At 41.1% G+C, this 20,566-nt stretch carries 13 protein-coding genes; 1 reads left to right on the top strand and 12 read right to left on the bottom strand.

Annotation, left to right across the window (positions count from 1 at the left end; translation table 11 throughout):
* Positions 1-72 precede the first annotated feature (72 nt).
* From DFP82_RS11560 to DFP82_RS11505, 12 genes are all read right to left on the bottom strand, one after another.
* Positions 73-1,830: a UvrD-helicase domain-containing protein gene (locus DFP82_RS11560; protein WP_110923893.1), complete on the bottom strand. Its 1,758-nt coding sequence runs from the start codon at positions 1,828-1,830 to the stop codon at positions 73-75.
* Positions 1,820-3,955, bottom strand: a complete 2,136-nt coding sequence (locus DFP82_RS11555) for an ATP-dependent nuclease (protein ID WP_110923892.1) — start codon at positions 3,953-3,955, stop codon at positions 1,820-1,822. The genes DFP82_RS11560 and DFP82_RS11555 overlap by 11 nt, the downstream gene beginning before the upstream one ends.
* A gap of 103 nt (positions 3,956-4,058) precedes the next feature.
* On the bottom strand, positions 4,059-4,205 hold the full coding sequence (locus DFP82_RS11550; protein ID WP_110923891.1) for a DUF2256 domain-containing protein: 147 nt from the start codon (positions 4,203-4,205) through the stop codon (positions 4,059-4,061).
* An 18-nt stretch (positions 4,206-4,223) separates the two neighbouring features.
* The gene (locus tag DFP82_RS11545) at positions 4,224-5,426 is read right to left on the bottom strand and encodes a M48 family metallopeptidase (protein ID WP_110923890.1); all 1,203 of its coding nucleotides are present in this window, start codon (positions 5,424-5,426) and stop codon (positions 4,224-4,226) included.
* Between the two features lie 32 nt (positions 5,427-5,458).
* On the bottom strand, positions 5,459-6,643 hold the full coding sequence (locus DFP82_RS11540; protein WP_110923889.1) for a YjgN family protein: 1,185 nt from the start codon (positions 6,641-6,643) through the stop codon (positions 5,459-5,461).
* Between the two features lie 355 nt (positions 6,644-6,998).
* Positions 6,999-7,151 (bottom strand): DUF2256 domain-containing protein, encoded by a 153-nt coding sequence (locus DFP82_RS11535; protein WP_010196549.1) that lies wholly within the window; start codon positions 7,149-7,151, stop codon positions 6,999-7,001.
* A gap of 51 nt (positions 7,152-7,202) precedes the next feature.
* Positions 7,203-7,373, bottom strand: a complete 171-nt coding sequence (locus DFP82_RS11530) for a DUF2256 domain-containing protein (RefSeq protein ID WP_083475743.1) — start codon at positions 7,371-7,373, stop codon at positions 7,203-7,205.
* Positions 7,374-7,611: 238 nt separating this feature from the next.
* Entirely contained in the window at positions 7,612-13,731 is a 6,120-nt protein-coding gene (locus tag DFP82_RS11525; RefSeq protein WP_110923888.1) for a DNA repair ATPase, read from the bottom strand.
* 390 nt (positions 13,732-14,121) lie between these two features.
* Complete coding sequence (locus tag DFP82_RS11520) at positions 14,122-16,131, bottom strand: flotillin family protein (protein ID WP_110923887.1); 2,010 nt, start codon at positions 16,129-16,131, stop codon at positions 14,122-14,124.
* 447 nt (positions 16,132-16,578) lie between these two features.
* Complete coding sequence (locus DFP82_RS11515; protein ID WP_110923886.1) at positions 16,579-17,229, bottom strand: DUF1449 domain-containing protein; 651 nt, start codon at positions 17,227-17,229, stop codon at positions 16,579-16,581.
* A gap of 199 nt (positions 17,230-17,428) precedes the next feature.
* A complete protein-coding gene (locus tag DFP82_RS11510) occupies positions 17,429-18,430 on the bottom strand; it encodes a PD40 domain-containing protein (protein WP_110923885.1) in 1,002 nt (333 codons plus the stop codon).
* Positions 18,431-18,761: 331 nt separating this feature from the next.
* Positions 18,762-19,247: an META domain-containing protein gene (locus DFP82_RS11505; protein WP_110923884.1), complete on the bottom strand. Its 486-nt coding sequence runs from the start codon at positions 19,245-19,247 to the stop codon at positions 18,762-18,764.
* A gap of 439 nt (positions 19,248-19,686) precedes the next feature.
* Here DFP82_RS11505 and map point away from each other — a divergent pair, with 439 nt between their 5' ends.
* On the top strand, positions 19,687-20,478 hold the full coding sequence (gene map / locus DFP82_RS11500; protein ID WP_425450610.1) for a type I methionyl aminopeptidase: 792 nt from the start codon (positions 19,687-19,689) through the stop codon (positions 20,476-20,478).
* Positions 20,479-20,566 lie beyond the last annotated feature (88 nt).

Here is a 20,566-nt window from a genome sequence, read left to right as displayed (position 1 = left end):
AAAAGACGCGGTCGCTAAAAGTAAGTGTCCGAAACCCTGTGTCGTACCAACTATAGCCTCTACTATCGAAAGTTATTTATCATACGTATATCTTTTGTTACTCAAAACAGGTGTAGCTACGCCATTAGAATCTCTTATCATTCGTCCTGTCTCACTAATGAGATGAAGGTTTTTTTTAGCCCTTGAAGAAATTACATACATCATTTTATTAGAAGCATGATGAGGGCTGGCTTCATTTGAGTGTGGAATATATCCATTTAACAGACCAAAGGCTATAACGGTTTCAAATTCTTCACCCTTAATACCCATACAAGTGTTTATGACAATTCCACCTCTTTCTTTATAAAGTTTTTTAAAAGAATCGATATCACTTGGGACATTGTAACTTCTATCATTTAGCCTTAATTTAATATTTTTGAAATAAACTTTCCAACTCTCTCCCAAGCTAGGATATTTTTTTGAATCTAAATTTAGTTTGTTTGCAAATTGGAAAAAGCAGTCCTCTAAATAACTAACTACTTCGGTTTTATCCGATGTTATTGAATTTGTTAAACGAAGAATGTTACGTTCAATGTAGTAAGGTTCGGGAAACTCCGTACCAGTATGCTCGTGAAACTTATCAATCAACTCTTTTGCCCATTTATAGCGCAGCGAGTAGATAGTAGGGCTAGATTCTGTGAGAAATAAATGAGACAGTGTATACCAAAAATTATCACGATTTTTGGACATAGGTGCAAGTCCAGAAGCATCAAAGTTTACATCAGGTAGTAGGGGTTTTAGTTTTCCAGTTATAGAAGTGATGAGCCACCACTGAGGAAATAACACACATATCTCGTTTTCAGCAATACCATTATTAATATTTTCTTGAATTAACCTAACTAGCTCATTGACTAACTCATCTTGATTGACTGTATTGTTATATGAGATAACTCCTTGTTCATTGGCATTAGCACCTTGAGCAATTATAGGAATAGGATTACTCTGAAAGCTATTGTAGTAATCAATAATTCTCTGAGTTGAGCGAAAGTTACCTGTTAGGGACATCTCAATGATTTTTTGTCCATTCAGCTCAGATTCAATTTCTGTCTTATTTTTAGCAACGCCACCCAAAGAGTGATATATCGCTTGGTCAATATCACCTGCTAGAAATAATGAAGTGTTGCCGTTATTAGCATTGATAATATTACAAATAATTGCGTATGATAAATCTTGAGTATCTTGGTATTCATCAACACATATTAGGTGAAACAAATTTGACAGTACTCTTCCGATTTTTGGATATGTAACTAATAACTGGTATGAGTAATACAATAACAAATCAAAATCTATTAGTTTCTGTTCTTTCAAATCTTGGTGATAGTAATTTAATATTGCCTTCTTTCTATTATCAGACTCAACAAAAGAACCATTCCTATCAAGCCGAGTGTTGTCAATATATAAATTTACTCGATACTTTTCCTTTAAATCATTTATTAATGAAATTTTATAAGCTTCGTCAGCTATTGTATAACCATTTTGAAGTTCAAGAAGGTAACAAGAGTATGGTTTCAAAATCCACTCTAGGCAAAAAGAGTGCAATGTTCCAGACCAAATCCTAGAACTATCTATGGACATCCTATTAAGTCGATTAAATATCTCATCAGATGCTCGAATAGTGAAAGTAACAGCAACGACTTTTTTCTTACTATTATCATCCAACCGACTAGACTCATATGCTAACTTATGAATAATAGTACGTGTCTTACCGCTACCTGGGCAAGCAGATAGTAATACATGACCATCTTGTTGGACAGCAAGTTTCTGTTCGCGTGTCAGGTTATTAAGAATCATAATGATTTAAAAGCTTAGTTAATGGGTCTTCTTGAAAGCAGTCTCTAAACTTTATCAGTAGATCTTCATCACTTTCAATTGAGTTAAAACTTGAATGTATTTTAATTAATTCTATATCTTCTTCTAACAATTCAGCAGTAAAATGAACATTCTCTAATCTATATCTCACCGCTTTAACTTTCGATGCTGAATTTATATGTGGAGAAGACCATGCAATTGCACTAAGAATATAGTCTGGCACTCCTGTATTAACGTTGACTTCTTCTGCTACTAATAATGCAAACCATCCTTTCTTTTTAGTTGTTGCTAATTTGAGAACCTCTCGTCCGGAAACTTCAACATCTTCAGAATCTAAATTACTTTTGGATTCTTTTATTTTACTCTTAGTTTTATAAACCTCATGAACTATATTTTTGAATTCATATGCATTACTTTCTAATAACATATCCACTTCAAATGTATTCTTTGCAAAAAAAGGTTTAATACACATATTTTTCTCACAAAAAATATCAAGATTATCTTTTCTTTCTACTCCACTCTTTTGTGAGTTCCTAGCTTTTTTTTGTTCTGGGTTATCATCATCTTTATTAATAGGTAAGCTAATAAAAGATTCATCGAAATCCGTAATAATACTACATCTACGATTAACTCTATCTTGATGGAATATTCTTGCGATATTCTTAAACCCCGTACTGCCAATATTAATAAGGCTGACACCAATTTCATCTAAAGACAAACCAAAAACTCTTTTAAATATCACTGGTATTAAAATTTGTTCTGCATCCCCCTCAACTAGTAGAACACCTTTTGCAAACAACAAATCACTTCTAACAGCATCTAGGTATCGTTCAATTCTAACAATCTCATTATCATCTAAATCATATGAAGGGTTGAATACAACTGACTTCTTATCTTCACGGCTTAGTATGTTAACGCTACTAATTTTACTGACCGATGATATTTGAGTCGAATGAGTAGAGACAAATATTTGCGTATTATGTTGATGCAGGTTATCGAATAGTGTCTTTTGTATATGAGTGTGAATATGAGCTTCAGGTTCTTCAATTAATAAAACATTAGCTACTTTGTCTGTTTTTATTTTTTCATACTCTAGGAGTTTCAGAGACAGAAAGATCAAGTTTGCACCGCCTAAACTTAATTCTGATATTTTTCCTCTATCTTCGTCATCTGAATCACCTACCCACAGTCTTAAGGACTGAAATAATTTATCCATTTTATTAGGCAACTCAGCTCTGATTTCGATATTAGGTGCATAAGTTGTACCTACAGCCTGTTTTAAACTATCGTCAATTCCTTTTTGTATATCAATTACCTCATTAAGACTAGCAATACTACTATTAAGTTCGTTAATACTATCAACTAAATCATTTTGAGTTTCGATTTCAATCGATTTACCTTTATCTTTTAACAATCTAACAAGAGGATTATTGGAGTATGATCGCAAGTCACTAGCGACATCTCGCAGTGCCTTAATAAAGGTACACGATATCTCATTGTATAGGTTAATTTCCCTAGGTAAATAGTCACCGTACTTTTGTTTTTGCTGTTCATTTGGATTTGGGAATATAATATTCTCAAAATCACCAACATAACTTTTGTAAATATCGTCTTTACTAAAGTTTAGATATCCTCTGCAAAGATAAACAGTCTCGTAATCAGTAATATTAATTTGGCTTAGAATGTTTTCCAGTCCACTTTTGTCTTTATCTTCTTTTTGGGAATATTCATAAAGCTCTTGTCTAATATGAGACTTCGGACGAAAGCATAATATATAGCTCCCTTTAGGTTTCTCTTCCTCAGTATCTAATTGGCCACAAGCATGTATGCTTAGAGCTTGTGATTCCTCACTTAAGTCTAACTCGCTAAAATGTGTAGTCAAAATTATCCAATGACCCTGCCAATTGCCTAAATTTCGATTGAAATCTCGTTCGCCAAATCCCATATAACGAGGTAGAGTATCATCAAGCATAAGCCGAAGAGCATAAAAAAAATTAGTTTTACCTGAACCATTTTCACCAATAATAGTATTAACACCTTCCTTAAAATTGAAATCTGCGGATTCAAAGTTTCGAAAGTTTCTTATGATGAATTTAGAAATATGCACTATTTTTCCTTAATTACGTTTTATGTATATTATTGAACTAAAAGCTCTGTAGGATGCGTTCAGCGCCTGCTACGCCATAAATAAATATTATTTAAATCTTAGCTCAACTTTTATTATCCTTCCCCCGCCGACACCGCTCAGAACAATAGATCACCTGCTCCCAATCTTTCTCCCACTTTTTACGCCACGTAAACGGGCGCTGGCAGACGGGGCAGGTTTTTTGCGGTAGATTTACCTTTTTATGTGCCATGACTTACTTTTACATTCTTCACTTACAAACCTTTAACCCTTGCTCAAAGCACTTGCTATATTTTTCTGCCATTTTAATCCGCAATTGGGTATTAGGATGACTCGATAGGAAGTCGGACAACTTATCTTCTTCAACCTCTTCAACTTTTTCATTATCGATTTCATCTTCATCGTCACCTTCATGCTGATGCGTAGTATCATCAACGTCTTTTGTGTCAGTTACTGTCGTCGAATAGTCTTCCATCCGGCTCAGGATATCCACAAAAGCTTGCGGATTAACACCAATCTCAAGCATCTTGTTAAAAGCAAACTCATCTGCTTCAGTTTCGTACTGACGTGAATAATGGCTTGATACCAATGCAGTTCCTAGCCCTGTGGCAACTTCACTGATGCCATCTGGGTTGCCTAATACAAGTATGACAATCATAGTCGTTAATGAGTTTTGAGTGAGCATCTCTAAGCCATGACGCTCTACAACATGGCCCATCTCGTGCAATAGCACAGCATCTATCTCATCATCATTTTTACTTAAATCTATAAATTTATCTGTCAGAACAATATCACCCGATGGCAATGCAAAAGCATTTGGCAAACTCAATCCATTGATATTCATATCCCTAAAATGGATCTGATAATGAATTCTATCGTCACCAGCAAAGCGTTTAAGGCGTGTCTCAAACCGTGATTGAATATCCTGCTGTTCAGCGTCACTTATTTTAGTGGGCTGTAAAAAATAACCATCTGCAAACTTTAATGACTGTTTACCAATAAAATCGCCTGTTGCTTGTGGCAAGGCATGTGCGACCGTTTGACTCGTCCAAGGAATGCCCCATTTAATAAAACTAAATACAAAAACAATCGTTAAGACCAGCATCGTTAATACGCTAGTCATTTTTGTTTCATGGCGATGTAAGCGTAAACTCCATTTTGAACCTGTACTACTACCTTGACTGCTATTGATGAAGTTATCAATAGCATCATTATCGTGAGTCGTAAATAGTGATCCATCAGCGAGTGTAAGTTTACGCTCAGTACTTCCTAGTCGATCACTGATCGCAACTTGCGACCACTGACCATCAATATTCTGGCTACTATCCAAGCTATCACTGGTCTCAACAGATACAATATTTACCTCATATCTCGTCTCAGCGAGCGTGAGTTGCGCGGTATATTGAACCGAGCTGTCTTTGGGATACCATTTGCCTGATATTAAATTTACCATTAAGTTTCTCACTGTATCCACTAGAGTCTGGCTTAGATTGCAATATCTATATCGATATCTAAAACATCGCCAATCTCTTCACCGATAGCAGACTGCTCTTTCTCTTTTTGGGTCAAATAACTATTGATATCTATATCTGAGGCTTCTATCCAAGAGTTATCAGCGATATAACGAGCCACACGGACTTTTGCCCAAGGTAATGCTAAGCCAGCAGTAAATAGAACCAAGAGCATATTTGTCACTAAGATATAAAAATAGCGTTTAGCACCAACGGTTGACCTAAAAGTAATGGCTTTATCTAACGTGGTATTTTCGAATATATACTGGCGTTGACGGCTAAATGAATAGGCAGTAGCGAACAAGAACGTAGCAATAAAGCCAAAATATACGACCAAAAAACCAACAACAAATAATGGACTTGCCTCTGCGCTTTCAATGTCATTGGAAATACTGCCAAGATTAAATCCACCTGACATAGTAGCTGCGAATACTAAGCCTGAGAGTATTGAGAGGATAATCAAACAGCCAATAATGATGAGTATTTTCTTAAGTTGAATTTTTATAAATTTTGAAGTATTGATGTTGATGAAAAAATCACCTTGACCAAATTTTGTCTGACCAATCTGATATTCAGCTGCTTTTTTAGTAAAGAGTCCTATGACAAAAATACCTATCGCTATCGCTGCGATTAGACCTACTAAAAATAGCATGAAGGCAAAGATTACGTTAAAACCTTCATCTAGTTTTGACATTGGAAATAGGCTAACAAAGACAGGCAATGCAATTGCTAAATAACCCAATATGGGTATAAGCATATAAATAATATAGGCGGGTTTTAGATTACCCTTGAAACTGAAACGCACGTTGCTAAAGCTGGTCATGCGCATGTTAAACTTTAGGCTGCGCATGATAATCCAAGGGATAAAAGCAAATAAAACAACGGGTAAAATGAGGCCAATAGTAGGCAGGATAGAGCCTACAACCTGTAAAGCAAATAATATAAACACACCGATTAAATAGCCCAGAAATAATTGCTTTCCTGTTGCATGGTAATCGAAGTATCGATTTGCATATTCAGTGTTCGCATAAAAATATCGACGCGTACGTACTTTTGCCCATGGGTAATAAATCCCTATGGTGACAATGCACAATAAAACGTTAACAATCCATATTTTGAAATACTCTGTTCCGTCACCTTTAAATTGTATTTGTTTCATCCTATCCTTAGAGCCTTATAAAATTTCGGTTAATGTTTATTTTAAATGAGTTAAATTAAATGCATTTTTGCAATTTTAATAAAAAACGGAAAATTTAAAAAAATCATTATAGATTATAAGCTTGGTGACTTCGAGGATTTTATAAAACTTTGTTGATTAAAACATTCGATGCGAGGTTGCTTTTAAAGAAAGGATAATGAAATAAATTTAATTCACTATGTTAAATTTATAAAATAAGATTGATTATGCTAGGCTGTGTCTTCAACTCACTCGATAATCATCTGAATAGACTAAGACGTTTTGATCAAAAACTGGCAGGTCTTTCTTGTCTTTTGTCTGGCTTTAGGACGTTGAATCAATTGACTTTGTCTTTATCTTTACCCCGCCGACACCGCTCAGAACAATAAATTACCTGCTCCCAATCCTTTTCCCACTTCTTACGCCACGTAAACGGGCGCTGGCAGACGGGGCAGATTTTTTGCGGTAGGTTTACCTTTTTATGTGCCATCATCTGCCCCTTTGTGCCGTATATCTAATATCTATGGTTAATTGTTACTGCCTATTTATCTTCTTTTTGATGATCCAGCCCTTCATACTTTTTAACGCGTCGGCATTGGTCAGAGCAATAGACCATGCTGTCCCAATTTTTATCCAACTTTTTAGTCCAACTAAATTCACGCTCGCAGACAGGGCAAAGTTTTTTGCGGACGTTCTTCTTTTTGTGCGCCATAATTTTCTCATTGGTTTGATATAGTCGATTCACTACCTTCGGATACGGTGTCAGTCTTGCTTAACCTACTGTTTGTAGCACTCTTACTCGCCGTCATTGTATCCGAAGCAGCTGTTGCCGACTATATTACCACTGTCTCTTAATCATAAGCCCTATTTATAGTGCTATTCATAAGTGCTAATCATCAGCATTGCTCATAAGCGTTAATAATCAATCATTAGTTGTTAATCGTCAGCTACTAATCATAGTCGTCAAAAATTTTATTAAGTCTATTTAGACTATTGACGATTAACTTGCCTGATTGATCGGTACTGCTATCAATCGCTAGCTTCTCATCCATACGCATCGTCAGTGGCTCTAGCGCTTGCTTGAGGGCAGTTGCCATCAATGCGGTCTGCTGATGAATATCAAGGATATCACTATCTGCCGCTTGATTCTCATCACTCTTAGCTAGGCTCTCAGTTAAACTATTAGACAAGCTATCCGCCATTTTTTGTGCCAGTTGTTCAACGGCATTGACCAGCTGCACCATCAGTGCTTTTTGTACGTCTTGGTTTTGCTTGAGATACTCGCCTTCCGCCTTTCCAGCATTGTGATCGTGCTTATATATTTGTACCAACTGACTCACACTTTTCTCAAAGCCATTATCGATACTGTCGCTGACGACTTTGGCATTGTTGATCACGCTATCGGCAAGGATTTTCTGTGCTTCTAATTGAGCGTTTATCTGGGCATCGAGTTGCGCTTGTTGTCCTGCTTCTCGTAAGCGAGCGATTTGCTCTGGATCATTTTTGGTTAAGTATGTCTCAAACTGGCTACTGATGGCATTGAAACCACTGGCCAAATCGACCAACTGGGCGACGATACGTGCGCCAGTATCACCATCTTCACCGCCCATGGCTTTGTTACGTAGGAAGTCGGCTTTGATTTGCGCCCAACGCTCTGTTTCTGCTTCGGTCAAGACACCACGCATCTCACCAAGCTTGAGCAAGTTGCTCTCTGCGCCTTGGGTCAATAGCTGCGACTCGCCCAGATAGTGATCATCTATCAGCTGGTTCAGCTCTTCTTCATTCATGACCGCCGACAGTTTTTCGGTCATCTTATTCATGTTACGATAACTGCCCTGTAGCTTAAATATCGGCTCAACACGATACTTATCATCTTGCGAGGCGGAGGCAATATAGGCTTGGTTGACGTCCAGAATGACTTCTTGCACCCTAAACATATGGCGCAAGATCGCGACAATCTCATTAATCTCTGAAGTGCTATACGGATACGTCAAATCACCGCTTTGAGCTTGGGCGAGATTCGCATTATCCGCTTTCGCCATTTTAATGAGACGATGGACATCCGCTAAGTCACGGTTGGCCAGTGGCGCGAGAACGGTGTTAGAAGTGAGCGAGTTTTCGATATAACTGAGCGCAAATACTTCCTCCATACCGCTCATGATATCGCCTAAGTTGTAGATGTCGGCACGGTTGGCGAGCATGTCTGGCACTTTAAAGGCCTCGCCGCTCTCGGTATATGGGTTACCCGCCATAACCACGCAGAACTTTTTGCCACGCATGTCATAGGTTTTGGTCTTACCTTGCCAGACGCCATCGATACGGCGTGTACCATCGCCGAGTGAGATAAACTTCTGCAAAAATTCCGCATGGGTATGCTGAATATCATCGAGATAGAGCATGACGTTGTTGCCCATCTCAAAGGCTAAGTTGATTTTATTCAACTCTTCTCGGGCGGTGGCATTGGGCGCTTTTTCGGGATCTAAAGACGTCACATCATGACCGAGTGACGGACAATTAATCTTCATAAAGATAAGGCCGAGACGGTTTGCCACATACTCCATCAAGGTGGTTTTACCATACCCTGGTGGCGATATCATCATGAGAATACCCATCAAATCGGTACGCTTATCTTCACCGACCGTGCCCATCTGTTTGGCAAGATTGTCACCAATGAGTGGCAGATAGCTCTCATTAATCAGACGGTTACGCACAAAGGAGGATAATGGACGCGGCATAAACTCGTCCAGTCGCAACGTCTCTTTTGAATCATGCAAAATCTCTGAGCGCATGGCCAAATAACGTCTATAGGCAGGAATGACTTGGGTATCATGATGATGCAGACGATTTAAGAAATCATCAACAGCAAAGGTCAATGTCTGCTGATGAATACGCGCATGCTCACCCAGCAGATTATTAATTTGTATCTCAAGCGATACCTTACCCGTGCTACGCTCAAAGCTTTGTACTTGGTTGAGCGGGTTATTGATACTGGTCAATGATGTCGTCGATGAAACTGGCGACGAGGTGATTGAGGAAAATGATAAAGCAGATGGCGTGGTACTTGCGCTTGTACTGCCTGACCTTTTAACACCCATCCGTTTATCAAAGCTCGCGCCTGAATCAATCAATCGCTGCACCAAAGCTTCACGTTGAGCATCGTTCAATTGAGTGAGTAAAACGGCTATCGCCTCCGGCACATAATGACGGCCACTTTCTAACTGCTGCTTGCGTAGCGCGTTTTGTTCTTCAATCTCGGACAGCTGCTCTTCACTGAGTGCTTCGCCTGTTTCATTGGTACCATCAGGTGCGACATTAGCCGATTCATTTCCACCATAAGTTTTCTCAAGTAATGCATGGAACCAGGTTGCCAATAGCTCATAGGCTGATTTGGGCTGGAATCCAAGCTTGCTAATAGAAGACTGTAGTTGATCAAAACTGGCCGTCGCTTGCATACTACCTGAGGCACTATTTAGCGTTTGGCTTAGCTGCTCACATAACTGCTGCGCTTGTTGACTGGTTTGCCAGTTTATTGTGCTGTTTGCGCCTGCATTGGTTTCAGCCGACTGCCCCATCACGCTCACTAAATACTCGCAAGCAAGCTGGACATAGCTTGGTTTGAAGATGTTTACGCCGTTATCAACGCTAGCACTGCTGTCATGATAAGCAGCAACAAAATCACGCATCACTTGGCTCATATCTTCGACCAATAGAGATTTGGCCGTATCACTGCCCAAGGCACGGCGCAGTTGCTCGGCGGTCGCAGCTCTATCCGTCCAGTTGCTCGCGCGCGTCAGCACGGATTCATTTAACCAAGCGTCATAACCAAATTGGCGTAAGCTGTCTAAGCCCAGCGCTTGGACAATATTGAGCTGCCAATAGAATAATTGCGCCAACGCACGTACTTGTGGGGTATAAATCAGCAACCCTGCCTCGCGCAAGGTCGGCAGTATTTGCATCAGTAATAGCGTGGCATCATGGTCGTGAATGCCTTTGTCATAGCCGAGCTGATAACGAGGGGTCGCGTAAGCTTTGACCAGTTTGGACAATGGGCTGTCATTATCAATATCGCCATTAATATCGAGGGTAATAACCGTCGCACCATATGCTTGATATAGACGCGCTTCGGTCAAACCCTCTTTGCTACTCTTAGCACTCTCGATAATGCTATAGGCCAAATACTCCGCGCGGTAAACGGCATCGGACTCAGAGGCGATATTCATGTCCCAATACGGGCGCAAGGCATTCAGCTCAGTGTTATTAAGCACTTCATAATAGTCTGTGCCCGTTAGATGCAAATTCAGCACACGCTTACCATCTGACTGTTGACGGCTCAATAAGGTCAAATCAAGTGGCTGAGTATTGACCGAAAAACGGTGCTTGCCCAGTTTGATAATCTGACCACCATCTTCAAACAAGTCCGACTTGTCTTTTAGACTCTTATAACTCTCGATTTGAATGGCTTTTAGGCGGGCATCGATGTCATCAGCTTTTACACTAAAGCCCATCGCTTGTAGCTCTTTTGCGATGTTGCGGACTTTTTGTACCAGACCATCAGCCGCAAAATACGTATTTAGCGCCTCTTCCTCTGTAAAGCCTGTGACGCCAGTGCTTTGCGTGCGTTTTTTAATACTCTCAAGCATTCGTAGCGCACCATCACCTAAGTTTTGCGCTTTACGGTTGCGAGCATCGAGCAATTGCTGCTTATGGTTTTCAAAGGTCTCGTAAATCTCTTCACGTTTGCTGATTATATCGGCTAAAAACTGATCGCCGCTATTGGTCTCTGGGTCAGCGAATTGGCTCTCTAACTCTTCTAGCTGCACTAATAATTTTGCCATTTGCTCATCTGATTTCTCAGGGGTATTGGCAATGGATAATGCGTTGGCAATAGATTGCCCGAATAGCTTAAACTGCGCACCAAATTGTGCAACGGCCTCCGCTGAGCCTAGATTTTTTCGTTTATGATTGAGCTTGGCTTTGCTCTGGTTTAGGCTCGCATAGATAGTCGATATATCATCGATAATTTGCGTACGCACCGTAGCATCAGCCACATCCAACGTGCCTAGCAACTCGGTTAATAAATCTAACCCTTGCGCTGTCTCGTCGATTTTTTCTAGTACAGGTTTTAGTTCAGCATTGGTTTCTGCGGTGTTTAAGCGCTCACTGACATCGACCAATATACCTTGGTAACTTGACAGCGCCTCTTCCCCACTTAAGAACAGCACGGTTTTTTCAGCCAGCTCGCTTTCGGCTTCTTCTAGCTGCGTCTGTAATGCCTGTAGTTTGTCAGCATCTAGATAACGCAAATCTTTTAAGCTGACCAAACGGCCTTTTTGGCGTCTTAACGCTGACAGTTGATCGACATAATCACTGGCAGACTCAAAACTAGTGACGCGTATCTGCCGCAAAATCTCACTTTGCTGCGTATCGGCATCGGCTAACGCGGTTTGGGTTTGCTTTTGGATACTTTGTACTTTAGCGAATTCATCAATGACCAGCTCAGCCGTGGCCGTCACTTCTTTAATACTACTGGCGACTTCGCTCAGCTCAGGCTCAGACAACCAATAATAGCTGTCAAAGAGTCGGCTAGTATTATTGGTAAGCTCTTCATAGAGCTTCTGTGACACGCTTTGATTGTCAATGAGGCGGGTAATGCTATAAAGGTCTGAGATACCGCGCACCAATTCTTTATTACCAATCTTGCCATAAAAACTCGTGCTCTCTGGCAGTTCGCTCACATACTCGTGTGAGGCATAAGGCGTATGCCATATTTGCATCGGGTGAATACGAGACGGCTCGCTTTGGTCACTAAACAGCACCAAGCGACCATTCTCAGCCAAGGCCATACCGTTACAATAGATAGGGTTTGCCAGTTGCTTTTTAATCAAGTTATAAGGAAACAGCCCCGTGACGCCCAAGTCTCTGTCGTAAAATAAAAATAGAACATCTTCCCCATTCGGCGACACAATTTTACGCTTAAACCGTAAGTCAGTAGCGCCAACATTATTGGCCTCAAACAGCTTATACTCACCTGTCTGTAGATAGTAACCACCCGGAAACATGATGCCGTGGTCTTCTGGGAGCTGAACACATGACTGTCCAATCGCATCCAATCGCAGTACTGCTTCGGTCAAGGTGTTATAAACAAAATAACGGTAGTCCTCTTCGCGATAGGGCAATATTTTGAGCAGTATTAAACTGCCTACTTTGGCGTAAGCAATCTCAGCATCCGTCAGCGACTGAGTACGGTCATTGACCGGTTCGCTATAAATACCCTGACCGGACTGCGTATTGTCCTCAATCTTAATGGTCAAATCGCCACCGACCGTTTCCACAAATATCGTGTCTAAGATATTCATATGGGGATATTTGCCATTCACCATTTGATCGCGTGTGGTCTCAATCCAGTCAAAATCATAAGCAGGCGGCAGCTCAATGTCACGCTCGCCTCGATTGTCCACATAAGCGACTTGCGCCGACTCTGGTGTGCCTTGGCTAAAATCTAACGCAAAACGGAACACTCGAATATCGGTGATACGCTCGCCAATCTGAAACGCCAACAGCAATTTGCTGTCTTTCACCGTTATTTGAATCAGGCGCGTTTGTTTGTAATAGCGATACAGCTCATTGAAATCTTGGACAAAGGCATCTTGAGCCAAAAAAGTGCCTTTTAGGTCTACCTCTTCAAGCTGATACTCTTCTTCATTACCAACTGGCTCATTCAGACGATATAACGACAATACGTCTTTAATATTGCTCGCACGTTTGAGCCCCATAAAAACGTTGTAGCCAAACAGCAGATAATCGCCGACCTGCACCATGTCTTGTGCCACGCAGTTGTACTCGGTACGAATACGAGTACGGGCAATGACTTGCATCTGGGTACTGCCAAACTCTTCGAGACGCGCATTATTGAGCGTTGCCGTCTGCTGCTCTAAACGGCCGCCTTGTTCCGTCAGACGTTTTTTGATGAGCTCATAAGCATTGCCTGAAGCAACTGCCTGATCGGTTTGGTTGGCTTGATTAGCGTTATCGTTGCTGTCTGAATTTGTTGAGTTTTGCGTGTCCGCCATCGTTGCTCGTCCGTTTCTGTTTTTACGTAATATAGTCAATCCTTTATAAAAGAGCTACAGCGTTAACCTCGCTTGAAGTATCACATATACATCTGCACTCGGTTGCCTTGTATCTCTTTTAAACTGAATCCACTATAAGAGAATTTTGGGCAATAAAGAATCATTGAAAGTAAAGAAGCACTTGGCTAATCTAAAAAAACGAGTGGTCACTGCTATTTTTTTAGATTAGCCAACTCATTATTAATATTAAGTTGGCTATCGCTCTATTAAGATATGTAGAGCAAATTGACTAAAATTATCTGCCGCCTAAGCGACAGATAATTCATTGATATTAATGTTGCTTACTAATGCTGGATATATAAATATCAGTCAATTCGACCTGATATAGCATTAAACCGCTTTATCATCATTTTGCTGGTTTGATTTCATGGCTTGACTGGCCATCACACCGTTGATAATACCGCTCAATGTATCTGACTTACCCGCTAGGCCATCGATGGCTTTACCGATAGACAGTGACTTCGCAAAGTTATCAAAGAAATGCGCTTCGCCGCCAACAATATCGATTTTGGCTTTCTGTAACGCAACTGCCAATACTTCAGCATTTTCTTTCGCAATCTCTTTACCAGCGTCAATAGAAGCAAGCGCTTCTTGCAATGCCGTCTCAAGGCTCATGCGGAACTCTTCGTGCTCACGTGCCTCTTTGCTCATGCTACCCATGGCATTGAATTTCTCGACCAGACCATCTGCTTCGGCTTGGAAATGTGCGCGAGTAACTTCGGCTTTTGCCAATCCAACTTCGCGTTCTGCTTTGGCATTTGACTCACCGCGAGCAGCGATGACTTGAGCATCTGCCATGCCTTTTTCACGCTCAGCTCTGGCAGTAGATTCACCGCGAGCGGCGATAACCTCAGCATCTGCCATGCCTTTTTCACGATCTGATTGCGCTTCAGCTTGTCCAGTCGCTTTGATAACATTGGCTTTCGCAATGCCTTCTTTTTCTAAAGAAGCGGCTTTGACTTCTTGGATAGCCGCTTCAGCGAAGCCATGTGCTGACTCTTCTGCTTTGGTACCTTCGGCCATCTTAATTTTGGCTTCTGAATCTTTGGCAGATGCTTCAAGATTAGCAGCAGCCAATGTGGTGATTTCGACGGCTTTATGCTTGGCAGATAGCTCTTCGGCTTCGGCTTTTTTCACCTGACGTACTTTGATTTCTTCCGCATCGGCTTCTGCTGCTAGGACACGTGTCTGCTTAGAACGCTCAGCCTCGCTAATTTCGCGAACTTCTTTGATACGCTCTTCTTCTTGCGCAACGGTTTTGTCCACTGCGATACGTTCACGAATGACGTTGGCGATTTCTTTTTTCTCAAGCTCAATCGCACGTTCAGCTTCGATACGTTGCAAGTCTACTTCACGCTCACGAGAGACAATTTCTAAATCACGAGCACGCGTCACTTTTTCTTCTTCGATGACGACTGCACGCAGACGATTTTGACCTGCTACTTCGATTTCACGCTGCTGATTCTCACGTTGAATCGCTAAATCCTGCTCAACCGAGATAACGGCCGTTTCTGATTTTTTACGCTCTTCTTCTTCAATCTTGCGAGTTTCAGCCGTTTCGCGTGCAATTACTGACGAGATTTCACGTTGCTGTTTGGCTTCGGCATCGGCTTGCTGACGCTCAAGCTCTAGCATCGCCTCTCTAGTTTCGACATTCTTTTTCTTAACGGCCAGCTCTTCGTCACGCTCAAGCTCGTTGGTGATGACGTTCTGAAAGGCTGTTAATTGAGTAATCTTTTTGATACCTTCAGCATCTAAGATATTACTTGAATCTAATGACGCTTTTGGCGTTTGCTCTAAATAATCAATCGCCACATCTTCTAAGACATAGCCATTCAGATCGTTGCCGATTTCTTGAACGATACTGTCACGAAACTCGCTGCGGTTTTCAAACAGTTTGACGAAATCAATCTGCTTACCAACCGTTTTTAAGGCTTCAGAGAACTTAGCATTAAACAGCTCGTTGACAGCGACTTTATCTGACGCACGCTCTACCCCAACCGATTTGGCGACTTTTAGCACATCCTCTTCGGTTTCATTAACGCGTAAATAAAATGCCACGGTGATATCAGCACGCATGTTGTCTGCGCAAATCAAACCTTCTTTACCGCGTCTGTCCACTTCTAACGTGATAAGCGAGATTCTCATCAACTCTTTTTTGTTGATGACTGGCCAAACAAAACCACCATCAAAACGTACGGCAATTTTACTCACACCGTTGATAATGAGTGCTTTGCCTTGCTCGACCTTAAAGTAAAAGGCCTTGAGCATCAGTAGTGCGACCATCATAAAAACAAACGCCAGCACTACAACCACGCCGACGATAATGAGTGTGTCCATATCCATTCCTTTAATTAAAACATTCCATAATCAATTCTATATAAATCAGATACGCTATCAGGTTTGTTAAATTTACTGTTTATAACACCTTTTATAGCACGTGTGCTTTGTAGCCCTGTCACGCACCATTCTTATATCTGCATTATTCTGAACTGACTATAACCAAATTTAAAACCGTTTAAATCATTGCTAAAAATATTATTCATAAACCAGAGATTCTTCTAAAACCTCTGGCTAAATCCCTGTTCATTCTGTGCTAATAGCGATAATGATGTGCTGAAAATAACGATGGCGAATAATCGTGACTAGATTACTTACTAGTGGCTAAATTATTTATATAGTCGATTCAATCTAAAAGTAGTACAAGGCAACCGAGTGTAGATGTATATCAAATACTTCAAGCGAGGTTAACGCAGTAACACTTTTATAGTGGAGTGACTATAGTGGTTATTTATCTTTTACAGGGGCTACACGATAAGTATTGGCAGCCTCTAAATATTCCACCAACATCACTCGATCGCCTTGTTTCAGCGAGCCATCATTGATGTCTGAGCGAATTTTGAGTATCAATCCTGCACCACCATCATTCAACTCCACTTCGCCGTGTTTGTCCGTGACACTAAGGGTACGTACAACCGCGATTTTGCCGATATTGCTAGCAGCATTGCGTCTAGGTATTTTGGCTATTTTGTTGCGGATGGGAGAGATGATGATACCTGTCAGCCACATGGAGATGACCAATACAAAGATTAGCGCACCGGTGCCGAATAGGTAATACAAAAGACCAGAGTCAAAATTTTGATGTAAAAAACTGGTATAGAAGTAACTTAATAACCAACCAATTAAGCTGATTAGGCTAAGAATAACGATAAGTGGCACGCCATATAGACCGAACTTGAGCAGCAGCCCCGACACAAAACCTGATGAGGTCAAATTGCTACCCTCGCCACTTGCATCGCCAATATCTACTGTATCCATATCTGCCATACCAAGTAGAGAAACCATCCAATACAAGGTCACAAACATCACCAATCCTGTAAAGACTATCGTCGGGTACAAGCTGATTTTGGTGATGAATATCAAAAACAACTCTTGCATTACGTACTTTCTCCTTTTGCTCACCCAATCCAGTATCTCTATATACAGCATGTTTATATATAGTATTTTGATACGCAGAATCCGGATGAGCCATTTATAAAATTTATGTGACGTTCATAAAAACTTAAGCTATAGAATCAACTTATGTTTCTTTATTAATTATATAGACATCTCACTCTATAATACATAGATTTCGCCATTAGCGCCCCCAAATCGGTGAACGCACCATCCCGCCAGCGTCACTATTAATACTGTAGCTTGTGTTGCCAGATAACGAGCGGATGACGAGGCTGCCTATATTTCTAGTACCTTGGCTGCTCACTTGCGAGCTGCGCATTGGATAAACTGCATACTGTCCAGATGGTGATAACCGTGCAGGCTCATCGAGTCCTGTTTCTGCGAGATCGATGGTTTGACGGGTAGCCAATGTCATAACCGCAGCCTTGCGACCGTTGAGATACGCTAACTGCTGACCGTCTGCACTGAGTTGAGGACTCGCGACATAGCCACTAGTCGGCATAGGTATCGCATTGCCAGTGGCAAAGTCATAGCGATAGATGCTTGGGCGTCCAGCACGGACTTTATCACTGGTATAGACAAAGCTTTTGCCATCAGACGCATAGCTTGGCTGTACCTCAGTGCTTGATAATGTAGTCAACTGTTTGGTATTGCCATCGTTCAGACGCATCTCATAAATATCTGCGTTGCCGCCGACGGTTGAGCTATAGAGGAGTTTTTGACCATCAGGTGAGAATGACGCTGACATGTTACTGCCTTCAGCATTAACGATCAGACTTTGGGTGTTATTTTTTCGGTCATAAATATAAATCTTTGGGTTTTGACGTGGTGCTTGTTTACTATAAGCAAGCCGTTGACCATCCGCAGACCATGCAGGCGCATAGATATAGCCATTTATCTGATCAATCAACTGACGATCACTACCATCAGGACGGATGCTATATAGTGTCGATATTTTTGCGGCACCTGTACCCTGCTCATCCACATAGGCTATGCGCCCTTGACGGTCCATCACAGGCATACGCGCAGTTAGTGGATTACTATCGACGGTACTGGTAGAAATATTGGCTGATTTGCTAGGCAACGTCTGACAGCCAGCTAAAGCGCTGAGAGCTGCTATAGCGACCGTGCTGCTTATTATACGCATGCTGATCGTTGGTTTTAACACGGAGGTTTTTAGCATAAAGTAAAGTCCAATAGGTACGCTATGAAAGGTACGTCGCAAAGTGTTGGTTAGACGCAGTGTGAGCTAGATGCAGTGTTGGTCAAATACAACTTGTTACACTAGTGTAACGTAAATTGGACTTTAGTTTTGAACAAAAAAACCCCACTATAAAGTGAGGCTTAATCAAAATACTACTTTGCTTTGAAACCTTATATTGCAACACAGCTTGCAGAGAGTATTCGCTTTAAGCACATAGACTGTAGTCAACTTAACTTATAAGCCAAATTATTTAGAGACTCAATTTCTTAGAGACTAAGTTACTTAAAGATTGGATTAGTTATAAACAGCTTTATTTAGCAACGGCTTTGAAATGTGCGATTTGACTGTCATTCTTGATGGTCAAGATAGGAACATTATTGGCATTTTTATTGAGGCTATACTTACCTTCTACCGTTGCCAAAGCCGCTGTATCGAAGCTTGCTTGCGGTTCTGGGCAGGCCATCATAGTACTAATGCCATTTTTGATTTGTACATCGCCATTAACAACACTATAGCCCGCACTCATACTGTTGCAGGTGTTCATAAATGCCACGTAATCACTGCCGTTATTATTCATAAAATTTAGCGTTAACGGTTTGGCAGGATCAAAGAACAGCTGACTAACTTTGTCGCCGTTGGTGAGCTTAGCATCGACCAACTGCCAGTTATAGGCTTGTAAAGCAGCAGAAGTTACGGGTTGAGAGACAGGTGCCGTAATATTTGTGGTTTGGCAACCAGCAGCAAGCGTACCTATAGCCAGCGTTGCGGCCATCATCATTTTAGTTGTGTTCTTCATATAAACTCCTATATCGATTCAATTCAAAATTTTAAGTACGAGTATCTAGGGCATGTCATCAATGATTTTTATTATTAATAATTATCAATCTGCATAGCGCATTCTATTGTGCATAATTAATGCCTGATTGTCATCATAGCTTCAGTATAGTCATTCCACTATAGAAATATTATTGCGTCAACCTCGTTTGAAGTATTTGATATACATCTACACTCGCTTGTGAACCATGCTGATAGCACCTGATACGTAGGTAGCTATTAGATAATCCGAACACAATACTCATCAGTACAAAAATCTTGAATTTTTTGAGAACAGGACTATTAATAGCAGTGTACGGATAATATAGCGCCAGACTTGCTCGCCACTCTCTCAAAACAGTCGCGCCTGCATTTATGCTATAATCCACCACATTAATTCCATAACTATAAGTACGATTATGATGACTAAAAAATCCTTGATCCAATCTCCAGAAGCCATAGAAAAAATGCGTGTCGCCGGTAAACTGGCCAGCGATTTGCTGGTTATTCTGGACGAACACGTCAAAGTGGGTGTCAGCACCGAAGCCTTGAACCGCCTTGCTCATGACTATATTGTTAATGTACAAGATGCTATCCCTGCGCCACTCAACTATAATGGCTTCCCGAAGTCAATCTGCACCTCGGTCAACCATGTGGTTTGTCACGGTATCCCGAGCGAAAATAAACTGCTAAAAGATGGCGATATCATCAACATTGATGTGACCGTCATCAAAGATGGTTATTACGGCGATACGTCAAAAATGTGGATTGTCGGCAACGGCTCTATTATGGCCAAGCGCATCTGTAAAGTGGCACAAGATGCCCTCTATGCAGGTATGAGTGTTGTCAAAAATGGCGCGCGTTTGGGCGATGTGGGTGCTGCGATTCAAGAAGTAGTCGAGCCTGAGCGTTTCAGTATCGTACGTGAGTTCTGTGGACACGGCATCAGTAATGAATTCCATCACGAGCCACAAGTCATGCATTATGGCAAAAAAGGCACAGGCTTTGAGCTAAAAACAGGCATGACGTTCACTATCGAGCCAATGATTAATGAAGGCAAATGGCAGACCAAAATCCTGCCAGATGAATGGACGGCGATTACCAAAGACCGTAAGCTGTCTGCCCAATGGGAGCATACGATGGTCGTGACAGATAATGGTTGTGAGGTGTTTACCACCCGCCCTGAAGAAGATTTAAGCTTTTTGACTCAGTAATATAATAAAAGATCGCCTAGGCGGTCTTTTTTTTGGACTATAATCAGGGTGAATTGAGTATTATGCTTATTGATCTTTTATCTTTATA

This window comes from Psychrobacter fozii, from assembly GCF_003217155.1.
In the GTDB taxonomy this organism is placed as follows: Bacteria; Pseudomonadota; Gammaproteobacteria; order Pseudomonadales; family Moraxellaceae; genus Psychrobacter; species Psychrobacter fozii.
This window is presented reverse-complemented; position numbering and strand designations above follow the sequence as displayed.